At 58.5% G+C, this 20,100-nt stretch carries 18 protein-coding genes and 1 tRNA gene; 11 read left to right on the forward strand and 8 right to left on the reverse strand.

Annotated features, from left to right (window positions below; genetic code table 11):
- Positions 1–141 precede the first annotated feature (141 nt).
- The 6 genes from lsrA to lsrG are packed head-to-tail and all read left to right on the forward strand — an operon-like array spanning position 142 to position 5,848.
- Positions 142–1,629 (forward strand): autoinducer 2 ABC transporter ATP-binding protein LsrA, encoded by a 1,488-nt coding sequence (gene lsrA / locus ACE3MN_RS03205; RefSeq protein ID WP_102650123.1) that lies wholly within the window; start codon positions 142–144, stop codon positions 1,627–1,629.
- Entirely contained in the window at positions 1,626–2,660 is a 1,035-nt protein-coding gene (gene lsrC / locus ACE3MN_RS03210) for an autoinducer 2 ABC transporter permease LsrC (protein WP_004135938.1), read from the forward strand. Before lsrA ends, lsrC begins: the two co-directional genes overlap by 4 nt.
- Positions 2,661–3,653 (forward strand): autoinducer 2 ABC transporter permease LsrD, encoded by a 993-nt coding sequence (gene lsrD / locus ACE3MN_RS03215; RefSeq protein ID WP_014226923.1) that lies wholly within the window; start codon positions 2,661–2,663, stop codon positions 3,651–3,653.
- Between the two features lies 1 nt (position 3,654).
- The gene (gene lsrB / locus ACE3MN_RS03220) at positions 3,655–4,656 is read left to right on the forward strand and encodes an autoinducer 2 ABC transporter substrate-binding protein LsrB (RefSeq protein ID WP_049131618.1); all 1,002 of its coding nucleotides are present in this window, start codon (positions 3,655–3,657) and stop codon (positions 4,654–4,656) included.
- A gap of 11 nt (positions 4,657–4,667) precedes the next feature.
- Complete coding sequence (gene lsrF, locus ACE3MN_RS03225; protein ID WP_004125444.1) at positions 4,668–5,555, forward strand: 3-hydroxy-5-phosphonooxypentane-2,4-dione thiolase; 888 nt, start codon at positions 4,668–4,670, stop codon at positions 5,553–5,555.
- On the forward strand, positions 5,552–5,848 hold the full coding sequence (gene lsrG / locus ACE3MN_RS03230) for a (4S)-4-hydroxy-5-phosphonooxypentane-2,3-dione isomerase (RefSeq protein ID WP_004135945.1): 297 nt from the start codon (positions 5,552–5,554) through the stop codon (positions 5,846–5,848). Before lsrF ends, lsrG begins: the two co-directional genes overlap by 4 nt.
- 74 nt (positions 5,849–5,922) lie before the next feature.
- Here lsrG and ygjG read toward each other — a convergent pair whose 3' ends face one another.
- Together ygjG and ACE3MN_RS03240 are read right to left on the reverse strand one after the other, a co-directional pair.
- Positions 5,923–7,302, reverse strand: coding sequence for a putrescine aminotransferase (gene ygjG / locus ACE3MN_RS03235; protein ID WP_049089047.1), 1,380 nt, complete (start codon positions 7,300–7,302; stop codon positions 5,923–5,925).
- Positions 7,303–7,542: 240 nt separating this feature from the next.
- Positions 7,543–8,097: a PadR family transcriptional regulator gene (locus tag ACE3MN_RS03240; RefSeq protein WP_049100228.1), complete on the reverse strand. Its 555-nt coding sequence runs from the start codon at positions 8,095–8,097 to the stop codon at positions 7,543–7,545.
- Between the two features lie 236 nt (positions 8,098–8,333).
- Between ACE3MN_RS03240 and ACE3MN_RS03245 the strand changes: the two genes are divergently transcribed.
- Positions 8,334–9,107, forward strand: coding sequence for a siderophore-interacting protein (locus tag ACE3MN_RS03245; RefSeq protein WP_024358702.1), 774 nt, complete (start codon positions 8,334–8,336; stop codon positions 9,105–9,107).
- Positions 9,108–9,387: 280 nt separating this feature from the next.
- On the opposite strand, the gene ACE3MN_RS03250 is transcribed toward ACE3MN_RS03245, so the two are convergent.
- The 4 genes from ACE3MN_RS03250 to dhaK form a co-directional block, all read right to left on the reverse strand.
- A complete protein-coding gene (locus ACE3MN_RS03250) occupies positions 9,388–11,037 on the reverse strand; it encodes a glycerone kinase (protein WP_049086671.1) in 1,650 nt (549 codons plus the stop codon).
- 66 nt (positions 11,038–11,103) lie between these two features.
- On the reverse strand, positions 11,104–12,519 hold the full coding sequence (gene dhaM, locus ACE3MN_RS03255) for a dihydroxyacetone kinase phosphoryl donor subunit DhaM (protein WP_102650081.1): 1,416 nt from the start codon (positions 12,517–12,519) through the stop codon (positions 11,104–11,106).
- A 10-nt stretch (positions 12,520–12,529) separates the two neighbouring features.
- Positions 12,530–13,162 carry a dihydroxyacetone kinase subunit DhaL gene (gene dhaL / locus ACE3MN_RS03260; RefSeq protein ID WP_049086668.1) on the reverse strand — a complete coding sequence of 211 codons (633 nt, stop codon included), beginning with the start codon at positions 13,160–13,162 and terminating at the stop codon, positions 12,530–12,532.
- Between the two features lie 10 nt (positions 13,163–13,172).
- The gene (gene dhaK / locus ACE3MN_RS03265; protein ID WP_049089049.1) at positions 13,173–14,243 is read right to left on the reverse strand and encodes a dihydroxyacetone kinase subunit DhaK; all 1,071 of its coding nucleotides are present in this window, start codon (positions 14,241–14,243) and stop codon (positions 13,173–13,175) included.
- 596 nt (positions 14,244–14,839) lie between these two features.
- Between dhaK and ACE3MN_RS03270 the strand changes: the two genes are divergently transcribed.
- From ACE3MN_RS03270 to ACE3MN_RS03280, 3 genes are all read left to right on the forward strand, one after another.
- The gene (locus ACE3MN_RS03270; protein WP_024358697.1) at positions 14,840–15,937 is read left to right on the forward strand and encodes a glycerol dehydrogenase; all 1,098 of its coding nucleotides are present in this window, start codon (positions 14,840–14,842) and stop codon (positions 15,935–15,937) included.
- A 106-nt stretch (positions 15,938–16,043) separates the two neighbouring features.
- On the forward strand, positions 16,044–17,957 hold the full coding sequence (dhaR, locus tag ACE3MN_RS03275) for a dihydroxyacetone kinase operon transcriptional regulator DhaR (protein ID WP_049086672.1): 1,914 nt from the start codon (positions 16,044–16,046) through the stop codon (positions 17,955–17,957).
- Between the two features lie 137 nt (positions 17,958–18,094).
- Positions 18,095–18,418: a DUF1889 family protein gene (locus ACE3MN_RS03280; RefSeq protein WP_071830695.1), complete on the forward strand. Its 324-nt coding sequence runs from the start codon at positions 18,095–18,097 to the stop codon at positions 18,416–18,418.
- An 85-nt stretch (positions 18,419–18,503) separates the two neighbouring features.
- Here the strand turns inward: ACE3MN_RS03280 and ACE3MN_RS03285 are convergent.
- Positions 18,504–18,579, reverse strand: a tRNA-Ile gene (locus ACE3MN_RS03285).
- A 124-nt stretch (positions 18,580–18,703) separates the two neighbouring features.
- Here ACE3MN_RS03285 and mug point away from each other — a divergent pair.
- Complete coding sequence (gene mug / locus ACE3MN_RS03290) at positions 18,704–19,210, forward strand: G/U mismatch-specific DNA glycosylase (protein WP_102650082.1); 507 nt, start codon at positions 18,704–18,706, stop codon at positions 19,208–19,210.
- A 40-nt stretch (positions 19,211–19,250) separates the two neighbouring features.
- Here the strand turns inward: mug and ACE3MN_RS03295 are convergent, their stop codons facing one another.
- Positions 19,251–19,913 carry a TetR/AcrR family transcriptional regulator gene (locus ACE3MN_RS03295; RefSeq protein WP_024358694.1) on the reverse strand — a complete coding sequence of 221 codons (663 nt, stop codon included), beginning with the start codon at positions 19,911–19,913 and terminating at the stop codon, positions 19,251–19,253.
- Positions 19,914–20,100: the final 187 nt, after the last annotated feature.

Genomic DNA, 20,100 nt, shown 5'->3' on the forward strand with positions numbered 1-20,100 from the left:
ATCTTTCGTTGTTCGCTGGTTTTATTCAAACGATCGAAAGCATAAAACTGTGATCGCTGCACGGTTGTAAATATAGTTCACCGTCTACGCTTTTGAACATTATTAATTTAAAAAATCTTTTGTTCAAAATGAGGCGCGATGATGAAGCCACTGCTTGAAGCTCGCCAAATCTGCAAACAGTTCTCCGGCGTGACCGTACTGAAGCAAATTGATTTCATGCTGCTTTCCGGCCAGGTGCACGCGCTGATGGGCGGCAACGGCGCCGGAAAATCGACGCTGATGAAGATTATCGCCGGAGTAGAAACGCCCGACAGCGGTGAGCTTATCCTCGGCGGACGCGCGTTTGCGCGCCTCACTCCCGCTCAGGCCCACCAGCAGGGGGTGTATCTGGTACCGCAGGAACCGATGTTATTCCCCAACCTGACGGTGCGGGAAAACATTTTATTCCGTCTGCCGAAACGGGCCGATAACGAGACCCGCCTGCAGGAAAAGCTTCAGCAGCTTAGCTGCCAGCTTAACCTTGAGGCGGCGGCCAGCACCCTGGAAGTGGCCGATCAGCAAATGGTGGAGATCCTGCGCGGGCTGATGCGCGACGCGCAGATCCTGATCCTTGATGAACCCACCGCCTCGTTGACGCCGGGTGAAACCGAACGCCTGTTCCGTCAGATCCGCTCTTTACAGGCCCTCGGCGTCGGGATCGTGTTTATCTCGCACAAACTGCCGGAGATCCGCCAGGTCGCCAGCCACGTTTCGGTGATGCGCGACGGCGCGGTGGTGCTGAGCGGGGAAACCGCGCAGTACGGCGACAATCAGCTGATCGGCGCGATGACGCCCGTCAGTCGCGATCGAGCCCTGAGCGACACGCAAAAGCTGTGGCTGGCGCTGCCGGGCAATCGCCGTACCCAGGCGCAGGATTTCCCGGTGCTGCGGGTAGAAGATCTGACCGGGGAAGGTTTTATCGATCTCAACCTCGAGATCCGTGCCGGGGAGATCGTCGGCCTCGCCGGGCTGGTGGGATCCGGGCGTACCGAATTCGCCGAAACGCTCTACGGTCTGCGCCCGGCTCGCGCCGGGCGGGTGTGGCTGGAGAACCGCGATATCAGCCGCGATAGCACGCGCGCCAGGCTCGCCAGCGGGCTGGTCTATTTGCCGGAGGACAGGCAGGTTTCCGGATTGTTTCTCGATGCGCCGGTGCGCTGGAACACGGTGATGTTTAACCAGCCGTCGCTGTGGCAGCAGAACCGGCGCGAAGCGGCGGTGGTGGAGCGCTATCACCGGGCGCTGGGGATCAAAATGGCCGATGGCGATCGCCCGGTGCGTACGCTCTCCGGCGGCAATCAGCAGAAGGTGCTGTTGGCGCGTTGCCTGGAGGCTAACCCGCTGCTGCTGATCGTTGATGAGCCCACGCGCGGCGTGGACGTTTCCGCCCGCGCCGATATCTATCAGCTGCTGAAAAGCGTCGCCGCGCAGAACGTGGCGGTGCTGATGATCTCCAGCGATCTCGACGAGTTCGTCGGCCTGGCCGACCGGGTACTGGTGATGCATCAGGGCAGGCAGAGCGGCGAGCTGGCGCAGCAGGCGGTCAGCGTTGACCGGATGATGACCCTGGCCTTCGGAGGGCAGGCATGAAAACGTTACTGAAAAATCGCGAACTGAGCGCCTTTCTCGCCATCGTGGTGCTGTTTGCCGGGCTGGTGGCGCTCAACCCGGCCTATTTCAGCTTACAAACCCTGGGCATGATTTTCGCCAGCTCGCAAATCCTTTGCCTGCTGGCGCTGGGGGCGACCCTGGTGATGCTGACCCGCAATATCGACGTTTCGGTGGGTTCCACCGTCGGCCTGAGCGCTATCGCGGTGGGCGTGGCGCTCAATAGCGGCTATGGCCTGATGACCGCCATCGCCTTCGCGCTGGCGATCGGCGCGCTGGCCGGCGCCTTTAACGGCCTGCTGGTGGTGGGGCTGCGTATCCCGGCGATTGTCGCCACCCTCGGCACTCTCGGGCTTTATCGCGGAGTGATGCTGCTGTGGACCGGCGGTAAGTGGATTGAAGGCTTGCCGAACAGCCTGAAAGCGCTGTCGGAACCGGCGTTCATCGGCATTTCGCCGCTGGGCTGGCTGGTGCTGGCGCTGCTGCTGGCGGGCGGCGGGATACTGTCGCGCACCGCCTTTGGCCGCGATTTTTACGCCGTCGGCGATAACCTCGCCGCTGCCCGCCAGCTTGGGGTGGCGGTGAACCGCACGCGGATGCTGGCATTCACCCTTAACGGCATGCTGGCCGCCTGCGCCGGCATTGTGTTCGCCGCGCAGATCGGCTTTGTGCCCAATCAGACCGGCAGCGGCCTGGAGATGAAGGCCATCGCCGCCTGCGTGCTCGGCGGCATCTCGCTGCTGGGCGGTACCGGCACGCTGCTCGGCGCTTTTCTCGGCGCCTTCTTTCTCACCCAGATCGACACTGTACTGGTGCTGTTCCGCCTCCCGGCGTGGTGGAACGACTTTATCGCCGGCCTGGTGCTGCTCGGCGTACTGGTGCTCGACGGGCGGCTGCGTCAGGCGCTGGCCCGCCATCAGCGGGCGCTGAAGTACAGCCGCTTTCAGCCCGGCAACAAAGGGGGCAAGCGCGTGGCCCCGTTTCCCGAACGCAAAAACAAAGAGGTGGCGTAAATGAAGCTCAACTGGGAAAGCGCGCTGCTGGCGTTACTGGTGCTGGAGATCCTGCTGTTTGGCGCCCTCAATCCGCGCATGCTGGATCTCAATATGCTGCTGTTCAGCACCAGCGACTTTATCTGCATTGGCATCGTGGCGCTGCCGCTGACGCTGGTGATCATCAGCGGCGGGATTGATATTTCGCTCGGTTCGACCATCGGCCTGTGCGCTATCGCGCTGGGGGTGATGATGCAGGCGGGCTGGCCGATGAGCCTCGCGATCCCCCTGACGCTGCTGCTCGGCCTGCTGTGCGGGCTGCTGAACGCGGCGCTGATTCACTACACCGGCATTAGCCCGCTGGTGATAACCCTCGGCACCCTGTACCTCTACGGCGGCGGCGCGCTGCTGCTTTCGGGCATGGCCGGGGCCACCGGCTACGAAGGCATCGGCGGATTCCCGGATAGCTTTACCGCCTTCGCCAACCTGACCCTGTTCGGCCTGCCGATACCGCTGGTGCTGTTCGCCGTTATCACCTTTTTCTTCTGGCTGCTGGCCCACCGCGGGCGCTTTGGGCGACACCTTTTTCTGCTCGGGCAGAACCCGCGCGCCGCGCGCTACGCCGCGCTTTCCGTTAACGGGATGCCCTACGCGCTGTATGGCCTGGTGGGCGTGGCGTCGGCGGTGGCGGCGCTGGTGATGGTCTCCTATTTCGGCTCGGCGCGCTCGGACTTAGGCCGCGACCTGCTGATGCCGGCGCTGACCGCAGCGGTGCTCGGCGGGGCCAATATCTACGGCGGTTCCGGCTCGATCGTCGGCACGGCACTGGCCGCGCTGCTGGTGGGCTATTTACAACAAGGTTTGCAAATGGTCGGCATCCCCAACCAGGTGTCGAGCGCGCTGTCAGGGGCGCTGTTGGTTGTGGTGGTGATGGGGCGTTCGCTGAGCCTGCACCGTGAATGGGTGCGGATGAGCTGGCGGCGTCTTTTCTCGCGTAAAACAATCGGAGCATAAAATGAAAACAAAACTGATGGTGCTGGCGTTGGCGCTGGGTATGGCATCGGCCCAGGCGGCGGACCGCATCGCCTTTATTCCAAAACTGGTCGGCGTCGGTTTCTTTACCAGCGGCGGCAACGGCGCGAAAGAGGCGGGCAAAGCGCTCGGCGTGGACGTCACCTACGACGGCCCGACTGAACCGAGCGTCTCCGGCCAGGTACAGCTGATCAACAACTTCGTCAACCAGGGCTACAACGCGATTATCGTCTCCGCCGTATCGCCGGACGGCCTGTGCCCGGCGCTGAAGCGGGCGATGCAGCGCGGGGTCAAGGTCCTGACCTGGGACTCCGATACCAAACCGGAGTGCCGGAGCATCTATATCAACCAGGGGACGCCGCAGCAGCTCGGCGGCCTGCTGGTGGAGATGGCGGAAAAACAGGTGACGAAACCCACCGCCAAAGTGGCGTTTTTCTACTCCAGCCCGACGGTGACCGACCAGAACCAGTGGGTAAAAGAGGCGAAGGCCAAAATTGAAAAAGAACATCCGCAGTGGGAAGTGGTGACCACCCAGTTTGGCTATAACGACGCCACTAAATCGCTGCAAACCGCCGAGGGGATCTTAAAAGCGTACCCGGATCTCGACGCTATTATCGCTCCTGACGCCAACGCGCTCCCGGCGGCCGCCCAGGCGGCGGAAAACCTCAAGCGCCAGGGCGTGGCGATCGTTGGTTTTAGCACGCCGAACGTGATGCGCCCCTACGTGGATCGCGGCACGGTAAAAGCCTTCGGCCTGTGGGACGTGGTGCAGCAGGGCAAGATCGCGGTTAACGTCGCCGATCGTCTGCTGAAAAAGGGCGATCTTAACGTTGGCGACAGCGTCGATGTGAAAGATCTCGGCGCCCTGAAAGTCGAGCCGAACAGCGTGCAGGGCTACCAGTATGAAGCGAAAGGCAACGGCATCGTGCTGCTGCCGGAGCGGGTGGTGTTCACCAAAGAGAATATCAATAACTACGATTTCTGATGGAGGATGAGATGGCTGATTTAGACGATATCAAAGAGGGAAAAAACTTCGGCTTAGACCGTCCGCAGCAGAACACCCTCTATACGCTGAAGGGCTGCGGGTCGCTGGAGTGGGGGATGCAGTCGCGGCTGGCGCGTATCTTCAATCCGCAGAGCAACCGTACGGTGATGCTGGCGTTCGACCACGGCTATTTTCAGGGGCCGACCACCGGGCTGGAGCGGATCGATCTCTCTATCGCGCCGCTGTTCGAAGAGACCGACGTGCTGATGTGTACCCGCGGCGTGCTGCGCAGTCAGGTGCCGGCGGCGACCAACAAACCGGTGGTGCTGCGTGCTTCCGGCGGCAACTCGATCCTCAGCGAACTTTCCAACGAGTGCGTGGCGGTGGCGATGGAGGACGCGTTGCGCCTGAACGTCTGCGCGGTGGCGGCGCAGGTCTATATCGGCAGCGAGCACGAGCATCAGTCGATCAACAACATCATCAAGCTGGTGGACGCCGGCAACCGCTACGGTATGCCGGTGCTGGCGGTAACCGGCGTGGGCAAAGAGATGACCCGCGACGCCCGCTACTTCTCGCTGGCCAGCCGCATTGCCGCCGAAATGGGGGCGCAGTTCGTGAAAACCTATTTTGTTGAGGAAGGCTTTGAGAAAGTCACCGCCAGCTGCCCGGTGCCGATCGTCATCGCCGGGGGCAAAAAGCTGCCGGAGCAGGAGGCGCTGGAGATGTGCTGGCGGGCGATCGACCAGGGCGCATCCGGCGTGGATATGGGGCGGAATATCTTCCAGTCCAGCGCGCCGCGCGCGATGCTGAAGGCGGTGAAAAAAGTGGTGCATGAGAACCTGAGCGCCCGCGAGGCGTATCAGTTCTGGCAGGAGGAAAAACAGGGAGAGCTGCAATGAACGTAACGCTGGTGGAAATCAATATCAAACCGGAACGGGTCGACGAGTTTCTTGAGGTGTTCCGTGCCAACCACGAAGGGGCGCTGCAGGAGCCGGGCAATCTGCGCTTTGACGTGCTGCAGGACCCGGAGGTGAAGACGCGCTTTTTTATCTATGAAGCCTATATCGACGATGAGGCGGTGCTGGCGCACAAGAAAACCCCGCACTATCTGGCCTGCGTAGAGAAGCTGGAGGCGCTGATGTCGAAGCCGCGGCAGAAGCGCAGCTTTATCGGCCTGCTGCCGGAGGTGTAAGACTGTCCCCTCACGCTAACCTTTGCTATGGGATAGCGTGAGGGGACATATATTGCGGACATAGGGGCAAGCCACTACGCCTCTTCTACCGAAACCCGTAGCGCCGCCAGGGCCAGGCGGGCCGCTTTTAGCACCTGTTCACACTGCTCCAGCGTCAGCGTCAGCGGCGGCTCAACGCGGATCGTCCTGGCGTTGTTCAGCGTTCCGGCCACCAGTACCCGCTGGCGGAACATCTCGCTGGCAAAGTCATAGCCGATTTCGTTATCGACAAACTCAATCGCCATCAGCATGCCTTTGCCGCGAACTTCATTCACCAGATCCGGATATTCGCGGGCCAACTGACGGAAGCCATCCAGCAGCATGTCGCCTTTCTGCTCCGCCTGCGCGGGCAGGTTTTGCGTCAGCAGCACGTTGATGGTCGCCAGCGCCGCCGCGCAGGCCAGCGGATTGCCGCCGAACGTGGTGGTATGCAGGAACGGGTTGTCGAACAGCACCGAGAACACCTCTTCGGTGGCGATCGTGGCGCCAATCGGCATCACCCCGCCGCCCAGCGCTTTGGCAAGGCACAGAATATCCGGCTGGACGTTTTCATGCTCGCAGGCAAACATCTTGCCGGTGCGCCCCATGCCGGTTTGTACTTCATCGAGGATCAGCAGCGCGCCAAACTCGTCGCACAGCTTGCGCACCGCGGGCAGATAGCCCGGCGGCGGCAGAATCACCCCGCCTTCGCCCTGAATGGGCTCAAGGATCACCGCCGCGACGTCATCGCCGGTCTTTTTGCACTCGCTCAGCAACGTGCGCATGGCGTTAATATCGCCGAACGGTACGTGCCGGAATCCCGGCAGCAGCGGCATAAAAGGCTTACGGAAAGTGGATTTCGCGGTGGCGGAAAGCGCGCCCAACGACTTACCGTGAAACGCGCCGCTGGTGGCGACGAAGGTAAATTTGCCGCGCGGAGACTGGTAAGCTTTCGCCAGCTTTAACGCCGCTTCGACCGATTCGGTGCCGCTATTGCTAAAGAAGCTGTATTTCAGTTTGCCGGGCGTTAAGGCCGCGAGGGTTTTTGCCAGCATGGCCCGCAGCGGGTCCAGCAGTTCCTGACTATGAAGAGGTTGTTTAGCGAGTTGATTTTCGACGGCGGAAACGACAACTGGATTACGGTGCCCTACATTAAAAATCCCAAACCCACCCAGGCAGTCGATAAACTCCTGTCCCTGAGTGTCGACAAGCGTATTTAACCCTCCCGCTTGCCACTCTACGGCTCCGTAATCCCCGCCAGCAGTGACCGATTTTCGATACGCTAAAAATCCTGGGTTCACATGCTCTTTAAAGTATTCTCTGACCTCCTGGTTAAGTGATTTCATCTCCTCATGATCGAGCGTTCGCTTCTCAATGAGATTCAATGCGTGTGCGCTGCAGGCCAGAGCCGATGCGCTGGAAGGTAACCTGTTCAAAATATGCTCCTGGGCGGGGCGTATCACATGATACTGAATTAAGTATTGCAGGGATTACGCCACTTCGGCGCGGGCCAGGAAAATCGGGATAAACGCAACGTGAAATTGCGATTGAGCAAAATTTAATCTTACGGCGCTATTATTGGCATGTTTTACTCCTGAAGGCGTAAAACCCCGTGAATAAGGGCTTCCGCCGCGCGCGTCGCGGCGGTGCAGGCTGCCCAGCGATGGGGCAGAGGGTTAGTCGAGCTGGGAAATCTCCATTGCCGCGCGGTCAATCACGCCGACGATCTGCTTTAGCTGAGCTTCAGTAATGGCCTGCTGGTTAACTTTTAAATCCAGTACCGCCTTAAAATTCTCCAGCGCGCGCTTCATCTGCGGATTTTTACGCAGTTCACAACCCACCATACGCGCCTGCAGTTTGGCCTGAATCTGCTCCAGCTGTTGCTGGTTTTCCGCGTGCAGCTGGCTGCCGTCGGCGGTAATGGCGATTTTTTTACGACCGTTTTCGTCAGCCACGCTGATTAAGCCCTGATCCTGGAGCAAGTCGAGCGTCGGGTAGATGACGCCGGGGCTCGGGCTGTAGTTGCCCTGGGTCATGGTTTCGATCTCTTTGATAAGCTCGTAGCCGTGGCTGGCGTTACGGGTGAGGATATCCAGAATCACCAGGCGCAGCTCGCCGTGGCCAAAGAAGCGCTGCCGACGTCCGCCGCCCCTGCGGCCATGCTCGCCGTGTTCGCCATGCTCATCGTGGCGTCCGCGTGGCCCACGCCCTTCTTCGTGATGATGTCTCATGTTTTGCTCCTCTATTTTTGATATATCTAATTTATATCTAAAAAATAAAAAGTAGCAATGAAGGATTTTGTTTATTTTTTAACTTAATGATTTTAAATGATTTATTTTTCATTTTTGACTTTTGTGCCGTTTTGCTTTGGCTATATCAAAAAAGACTTGCATTCTTTTTTAATGGCAATCATTATCATTTGCAAGATTTTTAGATATATCTATTCAGTTCACGAAGGCGATGAAAAATGACAAAGGCAAATAACCCCAAATACCCGCAGCGCGTGCGTAACGAGCTGCGTTTTCGCGAGTTGACCGTGCAGCGCGTCGAGCGTATCGGTCACGCTTTCCAGCGTATTGTGCTGGGCGGAGAGGCGCTGGACGGTTTTGTTTCTCAGGGTTTTGACGACCACACCAAGCTCTTTTTCCCCGAAGCGGGCGCCGCATTCACGCCGCCGGAGGTGACGGATGAAGGCATTAACTGGGGCGAAGGCGTGCGTCCGGCGACTCGCGACTATACGCCGCTGTACGACGCCGGGCGTCATGAGCTGGCGTACGACTTTTTTATTCACGACGGCGGCATTGCCAGCCGCTGGGCGCTGACGGCGCAAGCGGGCGATAAGCTGGTGATCGGCGGCCCGCGCGGTTCGCTGGTGGTGCCGGAAGATTACGCCTGGCAGCTGTACGTGACCGATGAGTCCGGAATGCCCGCGCTGCGCCGCCGTTTGCTCGGGTTGCAGCAGCTTCCGACGCCGCCGCAGGTGACGGCGATTGTGACTATTGGCGATGCGTCTTATCAAGATTACCTGGCCGATCTTGATGGCTTTAATATCGAGTGGGTGGTAGGGCATAACCCAGCCGCCGTGGCCGAACGTCTGGCGCAGGTGGTGATTCCGGCGGACGATTATTTTATCTGGCTGACCGGGGAAGGCGCGGCGGTGAAGTCGCTGCTGGCGCGCTTTGAAGGCGAAGAGATTGACCCGCAGCTGGTGCGTTCGCAGGCCTACTGGCACAGCAAGTAAGCGCGGAGAAAACCCGGGTTGCGGCTGACGCCTTACCCGGGCTACGAAAGAAAACTGCGCGGTGATTTTCCCGCAGGCGATGCTGCGCATCTGTCCGGGCTACCGCTCCACAGACGGCGGTGCGCCCGTAGCCCGGGCAAGGCGCGTCAAGCGCCGCCCCCGGGAGCAGAGTGCGCAGAGGCATCATTTCCCGCAGGCGATGCTGCGCATCTGTCCGGGCTACCGCTCCACAGACGGCGGTGCGCCCGTAGCCCTGCTAAGCGCAGCGCGAGCAGGGGAATTATTTCTGCGCCAGCGCCTTAAACACCATCGCCACCGCATGGGCGCCGGGGTCCATATTGCCGCGCAGGCTATCGCTGTTGAGATACGACGCGCGCCCGGCGTTGGCTTTGCTGGCGTGAAGCGTACGATCCGCGCCCGCCTGGGCCGCCGCGAAAGCGGCCTGCAGATTTTCCGGCTCGGCCGCCAGCGCCGCCAGTGCCGGCTGCAGGGCATCAATCATGGTCCGATCGCCTTCATCGGCGCCGCCGTAAAACTTCATCTGCGCCAGCCCGGCGTTTAGCGCTTCGGCGACGCTTGCCCCCTGTTCCAGCTTCTGCCCGGCGGCGGTAAAGAAAATTGACATCAGCACGCCGCTGGAGCCGCCCATCACCACCGTCAGACGCTCGCCAATCAGCGCCAATAGCGTAGCGAGGTTAGCCAACGGCAGCTGGCGACGCTGTAGCAAGTCGGCGATGTCGCGCGCGCCGGCGGCGAAGGTGGAGCCGGTATCGCCGTCGCCGACTTTGGCATCCAGCGCGTTGAGATCTGCTTCAAGATCGGACAGCGTGCCGGTCACCCGCTCGACGTAGTCCGCAACCACGCTATTCTCCGAGGGCTCAAACTCTACCCGGGTGCTGCGCAGCGACGACGGCATCACGCTGATTTCGCGTGGCTGCACCGGCGTCTGCCAGCCGGCGGTTTCTACCGCGGAAAGCAGCGCCTTCTCAATACTCTCTTCCAGCACGATGGCGGTGAGGGAGAAGCCTTTCATATCCAGCGCGGTCACCAGCGAAGCCGGGCCAATCAGCCAGTCGATACGCTGTTGCAGCGGCGTATGCGCCAGCTCGCGGGTCAAAATCGCCATTTCGGCAATCGATACGCCGCCGAGATTATTGATCATCACCGCCAGACGACCGGTTTCCGGCAGGGCGGCGCTGAGCTTCTCCGCCATCAGCGTAACGATTTCCGCGCTGTTCTGGGTCGCGATGACCGATGCGCCCGGTTCGCCGTGGATCCCCATGCCCAGCTCGGCCTGGTCCGCGTGATGGCGCGGGGCCGTTTCCGCGTCCTGCGGCAGATGACAGCTGGCAAGAGCCAGTCCGAGGCTGAAGGTATGTCCGGCGGCATACTGCGCTTCGCGCAGCACGGTCGCCAGATTGTGTCCGCGTTCGGCGAAGTAGCCTGCCACTTTATGCACCAGAATCGTCCCGGCGATGCCGCGCGGATGTTTGTTGTCCGGCAGCGAAATATCATCGCCAACGATCAGCATTTCAACGTTATAGCCCATGCGGCGCGCCTTCTCCGCCGCGAGGCCGAAGTTCAGGCGATCGCCGGTATAGTTCTTGACGATCAGCAGACAGCCCGCGTCGCCGGTTACCGCCTGGATGGCGGTCAGCACCGCATCGACGCTCGGCGAGGCAAACAGGTCGCCGCAGACGGCGGCGGTCAGCATGCCTTTACCGACAAAGCCCGCGTGGGCCGGCTCGTGACCGGAACCGCCGCCGGAGATCACCGCCACGTTGTTTTTGTCGAGATCGCGACGCACCACCACGCGAATGGCGGGATCGCTCTCCAGCCGCGCCAGGTTATTCCACGGGCTGGCGATAATGGTTCCTTCAATCACGTCGTTGACGAGGTTGGCGCGTTGATTAAAAAAGAATTGAGACATAACGGATCCTGAAAGTTAAGCGAGTTCCCGGAGGGGACAGCCTCCGGGGTGGAAAGATGGGGCAGGTTAGCCGCGAATCACGCGTTTGCCGGGAATATCAAGGGTGATGGTCTCTCCGTTTTGCAGCGTCGTCAGCACATCGCGCTGCTGGCAAAGCATCGCAATGCCCGCCTGGCGGGCGATAATCGCGCCGTGAGCGTGCTCGCTGCTCTCCTGCAGACAGATTCCCTTCACCTGACGGCCGTCGAGCTGCACGACGGTAGAAGGAAAGATATCGTCGGCTACGAGGATCGAAGGCGCGCTAAACTGCGGCAGCGCTTCGCTGCTCTCGTTAAGGTGACGCAGCGTGCGGTGCAAAATATCTTCAATATCAATATAGCGTGCCTGAAGGTAGGCATCGTCGAGATGGCGATATTGTTGGCTTAAATCGCTCAGCACCTGATGCCACGCCCACTCCGCGCTGCACTGCTCGTCGCGCACGATATCGCACGCTGCCGTATATAAATCAGGATCATCAAGCAGAGTATGATGCCCGGAGAAGATCGCCGCGATGTCGGCGGAATACTTCTCCTCCGCCAGGGCCGTCAGCGCGCTAAGATCGTCCAGCGTCCGATCAATAGCCCGTTTCAGGCGCAGCTGCTGCTGACCGATGGCGGCGCTCTTTTCCCGCGTAACGCTGTTCTGAGGCCGAGGGTAGAGCACGACCTGGCCCTGAATGCGGGCGGCATGGGTGGGCTGCAAAGCGGGGGTCGCCTCCGTTTGCTCGCCAAAGTTCTCCGTCGCCAGCGCCTGGAACGCCGCCAGCGCGGCGTCGGCGTCCGGGCCGCGGGCCAGCAGCCTTAAGGTATCGTTCCGGCGCACCTGAAGCAGGGCGATTTGGTTGAGGCTATCCGGCGTGACGCACTTTCCCTCTTTCTCCAGCACCAGGTCGGCGTTGAATCCCGCCAGCGCGGCGACCAGCTTTGACGCCGGGCGAACGTGCAGGCCGTTAGGATTTTGAATCACTACGGAAACCGAGCGCGCGTCGCGGTCATCGGCCAGCGCGGCGGTAAGCGAAGGGGGTTGCGATGGTAACCCGAGCTGTACGCGCTTTGCCTCCAGCGCATTCATGGCGTCTTCAATCACCTTGTCGATGTCGGCCCCGGCGGCGGCGCTCACCGTCGCCGCCAGCGTCCCTTCAACCAGCGGCGCCGCGCACAGGCGGACCTTCGCCGCAATCGCCGGATCGAGCAGATCCAGCGCGGTTTCGGCGCTCAGCAAGGCGCTGCCAATATCCATCATTACCAGCACATGATCGGCGTCGGCGACGGATTCAATGGCCTCCATCACCTTAATCGGATCTGTGCCGATCGGGCTGGCGGGATCGTCAATGCCGGCGGCGATCGCCAGCTTACAGCCATCGTTCATTAACATCTGCCGGGCCAGTTCTCCGACACCTTCGCCCAGACGGGCGCTATGAGAAACAATAACCAGGTTTACCATCGCGTTTTCCTTACTCTTTAGCTGCTGCGGCCAGCATCTGAACCATAAACATCACCGAGGTTGCGCCAGGATCCTGATGCCCGATGCTGCGTTCGCCCAGATAGCTAGCCCGCCCTTTACGGGCCTGCATGGCGATGGTGGCGTTGACGGCGGCTTGCGCCTGTTCGCAGGCAGCATCAAGGGCGCCTGGTATCGACAGGTGCTGTTCGCTGGACTGGCGCAGCGATTCCACCACCGGCAGCCAGACGTCGCACATGGTTTTATCCCCGGGCTCGGCTTTGCCGCGATTCACCACCCCTTCCGCGCCTTCGCGGAAGGTCTGATAAAGCTCTTCCAGCGTCAGGCTCTGATGGGCCTGGGTCACCTGGGCGGCGCGAATAAAGAAGGTGCCGAACAGCGGGCCGCTGGCCCCGCCGACATTGGAGAGCAGCGTCATACCGGTATTTTTAAGAATGAAACCAATGTCTTTATCGGCAATTGACGGCAGTTTTTCCACTACCTTGCTGAAACCACGATGCATATTCAGGCCGTGGTCGGCATCGCCGATTTCCCGGTCCAGACCGGTCAAAAAATCGCTCTCTTTCGTGAAGATATCGCCGCAGCGATAGAGCCAGTCTACGATTTGCGTTCTGCTTAATGACATGTCGTGCTCCTTATTTTCCCCAGTTCAGCGCCGGGGTGTGAACCGGGGCGTCCCATAATGCCAGCGTCTCGTCATCGGCTTTTAACAGGGTGATGGAAAAACCCACCATATCCAGAGAGGTACAGTAGCTGCCGATAAGATTGCGCTCGATAACGATGCCGGTTTCCTCGCAGCGCTGCGTCAGACGGTTATAGACGCCGTAGAGTTCGGACAGCGGCGTGGCGCCGAGGTTGTTGACCAGCGCGATAACCCGATCGCCTTTTTGCAGCGCCTGCTTGGTCTGCGCTACCTCCTGCCACGCGCCTTTCACGTTGTCCCAGTGGCGCAGCGTGCGGCTATAGGCGCCGTTTTCCAGCAGGGTATCGAACATTTCGTCAACGGTGCGATCGAGGGAGGTGAAGCGGCGGCGGTCGATGCCCGGTTCGCCGTGAATGCCGACGCCGAACTCCATCTCATCGTCCTGCAGTTCGAATGAGGGCTGCCCGGCGGCCGGCACGGTGCAGGCGCCGAGCGCGATACCGATAGAGTGGCCGAGGTTGTTGAGCTTGCGCCCCAGTTCGGCGCAGGATTCCAGCGAGTCGCCGCGTTCGGCAGCCGCGCCTACCAGTTTTTCAATCAGGACGGTATTGGCCACTCCGCGCCGTCCGGCGGTGTAGAGGCTATCTTTCACCGCCACGTCGTCATCGACCACCACGGTGGTGACCTTAACGCCGCTTTCGTGCAGCAGCTCGGTGGCGGTTTCGAAGTTAAGAATATCGCCGGTGTAGTTTTTGATAATCAGCAGCACGCCTTCGCCGCCGTCGATGTTCATGGCGCACTCAAACATTTTATCCGGCGTCGGGGAGGTGAAAATTTCCCCCGGACATGCCCCGGAAAGCATGCCCTGGCCAATATATCCGCAGTGCATCGGCTCGTGACCGCTGCCGCCGCCGGAGAGCAGCGCCACTTTTCCGGCCACCGGCGCATCGGCGCGGGTCACGTAGACCGGGTCCTGGTGCAGCCTCAGTTCAGGGTGCGCTTTTGCCAGACCCGCCAGTTGTTCACTCAGGACATCTTCGACACGGTTAATCAGTTTTTTCATTGTTTATTCTCCGTCGGAGTTTCGATGCGGCCTCTCTGCTGATGGAGGCGGTCATCGTGTAGGGGTACCGCCTGACGAGGTGCGATATCGGGCGATGTAATGATTCTGGCTGAGTTAGCGGGAAAAAAAATTGTGATAAAAGGAGTTTCATTACGAAACGTAATTATTCATTTTTGTTCCGAAATGAAACGCTTTTGCGCGAGGAAATGAAAAAATGCGAGCTAAAGCGACTATTTCATCTCGCTTCACCTGGCTGCAAGGTCTGCGTAAAGAAATAAATTTGCCCGTTCTTGCCGCCCATGACGCTGAAAAAGGCCGACGATCGTCCGGTTAGTGGCCTTCTTTTGCGTCCAAGGGGCGGATCGAGATCGCAATCCCACCGTTTCATGTGAATTCATGTTCCAATATGGAACAATAAAATTTATGTGCTGTTTCATATTGGGACAAAAACCGGAAAGATTTTTTTGCCCGCGGCTCGCCCTACAGTGATGGCATCGCTCAGGTAGCGCTTTCGTTCCCGCCTTGAATACATGGCCGGACGAGGAAATACCGGGGCCCATCATGTCAAAACATGCACTTATTTGAGGGTGAACGGAATGCTAAAAGTTATTCAATCTCCAGCCAAATATCTCCAGGGACCAGATGCATCCACGCTGTTTGGGCAATACGCCAAAAACCTGGCGGACAGCTTTTTCGTGATTGCCGATGACTTCGTAATGAAGCTGGCGGGAGAGAAAGTGCTGGAAGGTTTGCACAGCCACAACATTAGCTGCCATGCGGAGCGTTTCAACGGCGAGTGCAGCCACGTTGAGATCAATCGCCTGATCGCCATTCTGAAGCAGCACGGCTGCCGCGGCGTGGTGGGTATCGGCGGCGGTAAGACGCTCGATACGGCGAAAGCCATCGGCTACTACCAGAAGCTGCCGGTGGTGGTGATCCCGACGATCGCCTCCACCGATGCGCCAACCAGCGCGCTGTCGGTTATCTACACCGAAGCCGGTGAGTTTGAAGAGTATCTGATCTACCCGAAAAACCCGGATATGGTGGTGATGGATACGGCGATTATCGCCAAAGCGCCGGTGCGCCTGCTGGTGGCCGGGATGGGGGATGCGCTGTCAACCTGGTTTGAAGCCAAGGCCTGCTACGACGCCAGAGCCACCAGCATGGCGGGCGGCCAGTCGACGGCGGCGGCGCTGAGCCTGGCGCGCCTGTGCTATGATACGCTGCTGGCGGAAGGCGAAAAAGCCCGCCTCGCCGCCCAGGCCGGGGTGGTGACCGATGCGCTGGAACGCATCGTTGAAGCGAATACCTACCTCAGCGGTATCGGCTTTGAAAGTAGCGGTCTGGCCGCCGCGCACGCCATTCACAACGGTTTCACCATCCTCGAAGAGTGTCACCATCTGTACCATGGCGAGAAAGTGGCCTTTGGTACCCTGGCGCAGCTGGTGCTGCAAAATAGCCCGATGGAAGAGATCGAAACGGTGCTGAACTTCTGCCATACCGTCGGCCTGCCGGTCACGCTGGCGCAAATGGGCGTTAAAGAGGGCATCGATGAGAAAATTCAGGCAGTCGCTAAAGCGACCTGCGCGGAAGGTGAAACCATTCATAATATGCCCTTCCCGGTCAGCGCGCAGAGCGTGCATGCGGCGATTCTGACCGCTGACCTGCTCGGACAGCAGTGGCTGGCGCGCTAATTTATCGTGGTCCAGCCCCGCCTCATTTAAACGATGGGGCGTTTTTTTCCCCCCTCTTGCGGTAGCCGCCGGAGGGGTTGTCGTTTATGAAACAGCGGAAATGGATATGACTGCGCAGACTCAGAGCTTTCCTTTGGTGATAACCCAGTCATGGCATCGCTGCAGCAAGTTTATGCAGCGGGAAACCTGGCAGACGCCGCATCAGGCGCAGGGGCTGACCTTTGAATCGATTTGCCGGCGCAAGACCGCGCTGTTGACGATTGGTCAGGCGGCGCTGGAAGATGCCTGGGAGTTTATGGATAACCGCCCCTGCGCGCTGTTTATCCTTGATGAGTCCGCCTGTATTCTCAGCCGCTGCGGCGATCCGCAGACCCTCGACCAGCTGGCGGCGCTGGGATTTCGTGACGGCAGCTACTGCGCGGAAAGCATTATCGGCAGTTGCGCGCTCTCGCTGGCCTCAATGCTCGGGCAGCCGGTCAAAACGACGGGCGAGCAGCATTTTAAACATGCGCTGCACGGATGGTCGTTTAGCTCCACGCCGGTGTTTGATAACCACGGGCGCCTGTTCGGTTCCATTTCCCTGTGCTGCCTGATCGAAGAGCAGGCTTCGCCGGATCTCTCCCTGACCCTGGCTATCGCGCGGGAAGTCGGTAACTCGCTGCTGACCGACAGCCTGTTGTCAGAGTCGAATCGCCATCTTAATCAGATGTACGGTCTGCTGGAGAGTATGGATGACGGGGTGATGGCGTGGAATGAGCAGGGAGTTTTGCAGTTTCTTAACGTGCAGGCCGCGAGGCTGCTGCATCTTGATGCCCAGGCCAGCCAGGGGAAAAACATCAATGAACTGGTGACGCTCCCGGCCCTGCTGCGCCGGGCCATTAAGCACGCGCGCGGGCTGAACCATGTCGAAGTGACCTTTGAGAGCCAGCATCAGTTTGTCGACGCCGTGATTACGCTCAAGCCGATCGTCGAAGAGCAGGGCAACAGCTTTATTCTGCTGCTGCATCCGGTCGAGCAGATGCGCCAGCTGATGACCAGCCAGCTTGGCAAAGTGAGCCATACCTTTGAGCAGATGTCGGCGGACGACCCGGAAACCCGGCGGCTGATTCACTTTGGCCGCCAGGCGGCGCGCGGCGCTTTCCCGGTGCTGCTGTGCGGTGAAGAAGGGGTGGGTAAAGAGCTGCTCAGCCAGGCGATTCACAATGAGAGCGAGCGGGGCGGCGGGCCGTATATCGCGGTCAACTGCCAGCTGTATGCCGACAGCGTCCTGGGCCAGGATTTTATGGGCAGCGCGCCGACGGACGATGAAAACGGTCGCCTTAGCCGTCTTGAGCTGGCCAACGGCGGGACGCTGTTTCTGGAAAAAATTGAATATCTGGCGCCGGAGCTGCAGTCCGCGCTGCTGCAGGTGATCAAGCAGGGGGTATTAACCCGTCTGGACGCCCGTCGCTTGATCCCGGTGGACGTCAAAGTGATCGCCACCACTACCGTCGATCTTGCCAATCTGGTGGAGCAAAACCGCTTTAGCCGCCAGCTTTACTACGCGCTGCACTCTTTTGAAATCGTTATTCCCCCGCTGCGGGCGCGGCGCAACAGTATCCCCTCGCTGGTGCACAATCGCCTTAAGAGCCTGGAAAAACGCTTTTCCTCGCGGCTGAAGATGGATGACGATGCGCTGGCGCAGCTGGTGGCCTACTCCTGGCCGGGCAATGATTTTGAGCTGAATAGCGTTATCGAGAATATCGCCATTAGCAGCGATAACGGCCATATCCGTCTGAGTAATTTGCCGGAATATCTGTTTGCCGAGCGGCCGGGCGCCGACGCGGGGTCATCGCTGCTGCCCGCCAGCCTGACCTTTAGCGCCATTGAGAAAGAGGCGATTATCCACGCCGCCCGGGTGACCAGCGGTCGGGTACAGGAGATGGCGCAGCTGCTGAATATTGGCCGTACCACGCTGTGGCGAAAAATGAAGCACTACGATATCGATGCCGGTCAGTTTAAGCGCGGACGTATGGAGTAGTTTCCTGGTGACTGGTGCGGAATAGTCGAGTAGAAAAGCAGCACGCAAGCGTTTAGCTGCGGTCTGAATCAAAGAAAGGCAACGATCTCTTTGATATCCCGGCAAAGATGGGTCCATAGTGTAAGCATGTTCATTACGTGGTTAATTTTAAGGATAAGAGCATGCCAACAGCAATCGATAAAGCCCTGGATTTTATTGGTGGTATGAACACCTCGTTGTCGGTGCCGAATACTATGGATGAAAGTACCGCGAAGGGAATTTTGAAGTATTTGCATGAATTAGGCGTACCGGCGAACCCTGCCGACGTCACGGCCCGGGGTGAAAAGGAGGGATGGGATGCCGGGTTCACGGAAAAAGTCGCCGGATGGGCGGACAAAATTGCCTCCGGTAAGCGGATCGTCATTAAAAACCCGGAATTCTTCACCGTCTATATGCGCGAACAGCTGCAGGCGCTGGTGTAACCTGACCTCATTTTAAGCGGCGGCGCCGGATGGGGCTGCATAATGCAAAAAGGGCTGACGATTTCTCGTCAGCCCTTGCTGTATCTGGTGGCCCCTGCTGGACTTGAACCAGCGACCAAGCGATTATGAGTCGCCTGCTCTAACCACTGAGCTAAGGGGCCGTGGCGAAGGATTATAAAGTAACTGTTCCCCGCAATCCAGCCTAAAACGCACGCCTGCTGTTTTTATAAACAACGCATTTTCAATCCTTTATAATGACCTTTTAGGTATTGAGCTGGGGAAAATATGATTAACGATATTCTGGCGCCGAACCTGAGGGTCGTCTTTTGCGGTATCAATCCGGGGAAGTCTTCCGCCCATACCGGTTTTCATTTCGCCCATCCGGGAAATCGCTTCTGGAAGGTGATTCACCAGGCCGGGTTTACCGACCGTCTGCTGAAGCCCGAGGAGGAACTTCAGCTGCTGGATACTCGCTGCGGGATCACCATGCTCGTCGAGCGCCCAACGGTGCAGGCCAGCGAGGTCGAGCTGCTGGAGCTCCGTGACGGTGGCCGGGAGCTGGTCAGAAAAATGGAAGAGTATCAGCCGTATGCGCTGGCGATCCTCGGTAAACAGTCCTTCGAGAAAGCGTTTCAGGTACGCGGCGTAAAATGGGGTAAACAGCAGGTGACCATAGGCGCGACGGAAGTATGGGTGTTGCCAAATCCCAGCGGGCTCAACCGGGCGACGCTGGATAAGCTGGTGGAGGCCTACCGGGAGCTTGACGAGGCGCTGGCAACGCGAGGGCTTTAAGGCACTGCGGACGACTCTGCGCTGGCTAAAGCCTGAGGCTTTAGCCAGCTTTTGCGTTATCGCTAATATTCCCTTTTTCTATCATTAATAGTACTGAGTTAAAAGCGAAGTCGAGAAAGGATTTACGGTCTTTTTCAAGGTGACGTAAAAGATAGGATTCTCTATGTGAGGATTTTTCTACGAGTCCGGTCAGGCAGAGCCAGAACAGCATCGTGACGTCCGCGGCGGGAGCATTCAGCGCGATCTCTTTTTTTTCGGCGGCGTCGGTAATTTGCGCGGCGATAATATGGTTTATCTGTTCACCAATCATAGAGATACTTTTCAACGCTTTATTGTTTTTAGTGATTTTTTCAGAACTCGCGATTTTGCCTGTAATTGCGGGAAAATAGGCAATGCTCGCTTCGTGGAGAGCGATCAGCGCATGGCATAGCTCGCGATAAAAGTCGCGAAATGAATTTTGCCGATTGGCTATTTTTAGCACCTCCTGATGGAAATGCTCCATTCCCTGAAGGATAAGATGATCCAGAATATCTTTTTTATTTTCAAAATAGGTATAAAGCGTTGTTTTGCTAAAACCCGTTTCATGGGCGATCACATCCATGGTGGTATTTTCTATTCCGCGACTGAGAAATAAGGTATTAGATGTGGTTAAAATAACCGTTCTATTAAAATCAGCCAGCTGAATTTTACGCTTGCTATTCATTCCATTTCCCTATGATTTATCTTCCGTTTTAGGCCCTATGGGCTATCCATAAACCCATAGTACAAACGTAAAACGGTGAGTCCAGTTGTTTATCTGCCTATAAAGAAGTAATTAAGAATATGGCCTGAATATATTTTTAAGGGTTTTATATTTTGGTTTTAATATTTCTTAAATAAATGATTACCGT

It is taken from the genome of Klebsiella grimontii (assembly GCF_042137965.1).
GTDB classification, from domain to species: Bacteria; Pseudomonadota; Gammaproteobacteria; order Enterobacterales; family Enterobacteriaceae; genus Klebsiella; species Klebsiella grimontii.

Excerpts from the sequence above, each read along its gene's own strand:
- lsrA (WP_102650123.1), top strand. The coding sequence starts at position 142 with ATGAAGCCACTGCTTGAAGCTCGCCAAATCTGCAAACAGTTCTCCGGC.
- lsrC (WP_004135938.1), top strand. The coding sequence starts at position 1,626 with ATGAAAACGTTACTGAAAAATCGCGAACTGAGCGCCTTTCTCGCCATC.
- lsrD (WP_014226923.1), top strand. The coding sequence starts at position 2,661 with ATGAAGCTCAACTGGGAAAGCGCGCTGCTGGCGTTACTGGTGCTGGAG.
- lsrB (WP_049131618.1), top strand. The coding sequence starts at position 3,655 with ATGAAAACAAAACTGATGGTGCTGGCGTTGGCGCTGGGTATGGCATCG.
- lsrF (WP_004125444.1), top strand. The coding sequence starts at position 4,668 with ATGGCTGATTTAGACGATATCAAAGAGGGAAAAAACTTCGGCTTAGAC.
- lsrG (WP_004135945.1), top strand. The coding sequence starts at position 5,552 with ATGAACGTAACGCTGGTGGAAATCAATATCAAACCGGAACGGGTCGAC.
- ACE3MN_RS03240 (WP_049100228.1), bottom strand. The coding sequence starts at position 8,097 with ATGAGACATCATCACGAAGAAGGGCGTGGGCCACGCGGACGCCACGAT.
- ACE3MN_RS03245 (WP_024358702.1), top strand. The coding sequence starts at position 8,334 with ATGACAAAGGCAAATAACCCCAAATACCCGCAGCGCGTGCGTAACGAG.
- ACE3MN_RS03250 (WP_049086671.1), bottom strand. The coding sequence starts at position 11,037 with ATGTCTCAATTCTTTTTTAATCAACGCGCCAACCTCGTCAACGACGTG.
- dhaM (WP_102650081.1), bottom strand. The coding sequence starts at position 12,519 with ATGGTAAACCTGGTTATTGTTTCTCATAGCGCCCGTCTGGGCGAAGGT.
- dhaL (WP_049086668.1), bottom strand. The coding sequence starts at position 13,162 with ATGTCATTAAGCAGAACGCAAATCGTAGACTGGCTCTATCGCTGCGGC.
- dhaK (WP_049089049.1), bottom strand. The coding sequence starts at position 14,243 with ATGAAAAAACTGATTAACCGTGTCGAAGATGTCCTGAGTGAACAACTG.
- ACE3MN_RS03270 (WP_024358697.1), top strand. The coding sequence starts at position 14,840 with ATGCTAAAAGTTATTCAATCTCCAGCCAAATATCTCCAGGGACCAGAT.
- dhaR (WP_049086672.1), top strand. The coding sequence starts at position 16,044 with ATGACTGCGCAGACTCAGAGCTTTCCTTTGGTGATAACCCAGTCATGG.
- mug (WP_102650082.1), top strand. The coding sequence starts at position 18,704 with ATGATTAACGATATTCTGGCGCCGAACCTGAGGGTCGTCTTTTGCGGT.
- ACE3MN_RS03295 (WP_024358694.1), bottom strand. The coding sequence starts at position 19,913 with ATGAATAGCAAGCGTAAAATTCAGCTGGCTGATTTTAATAGAACGGTT.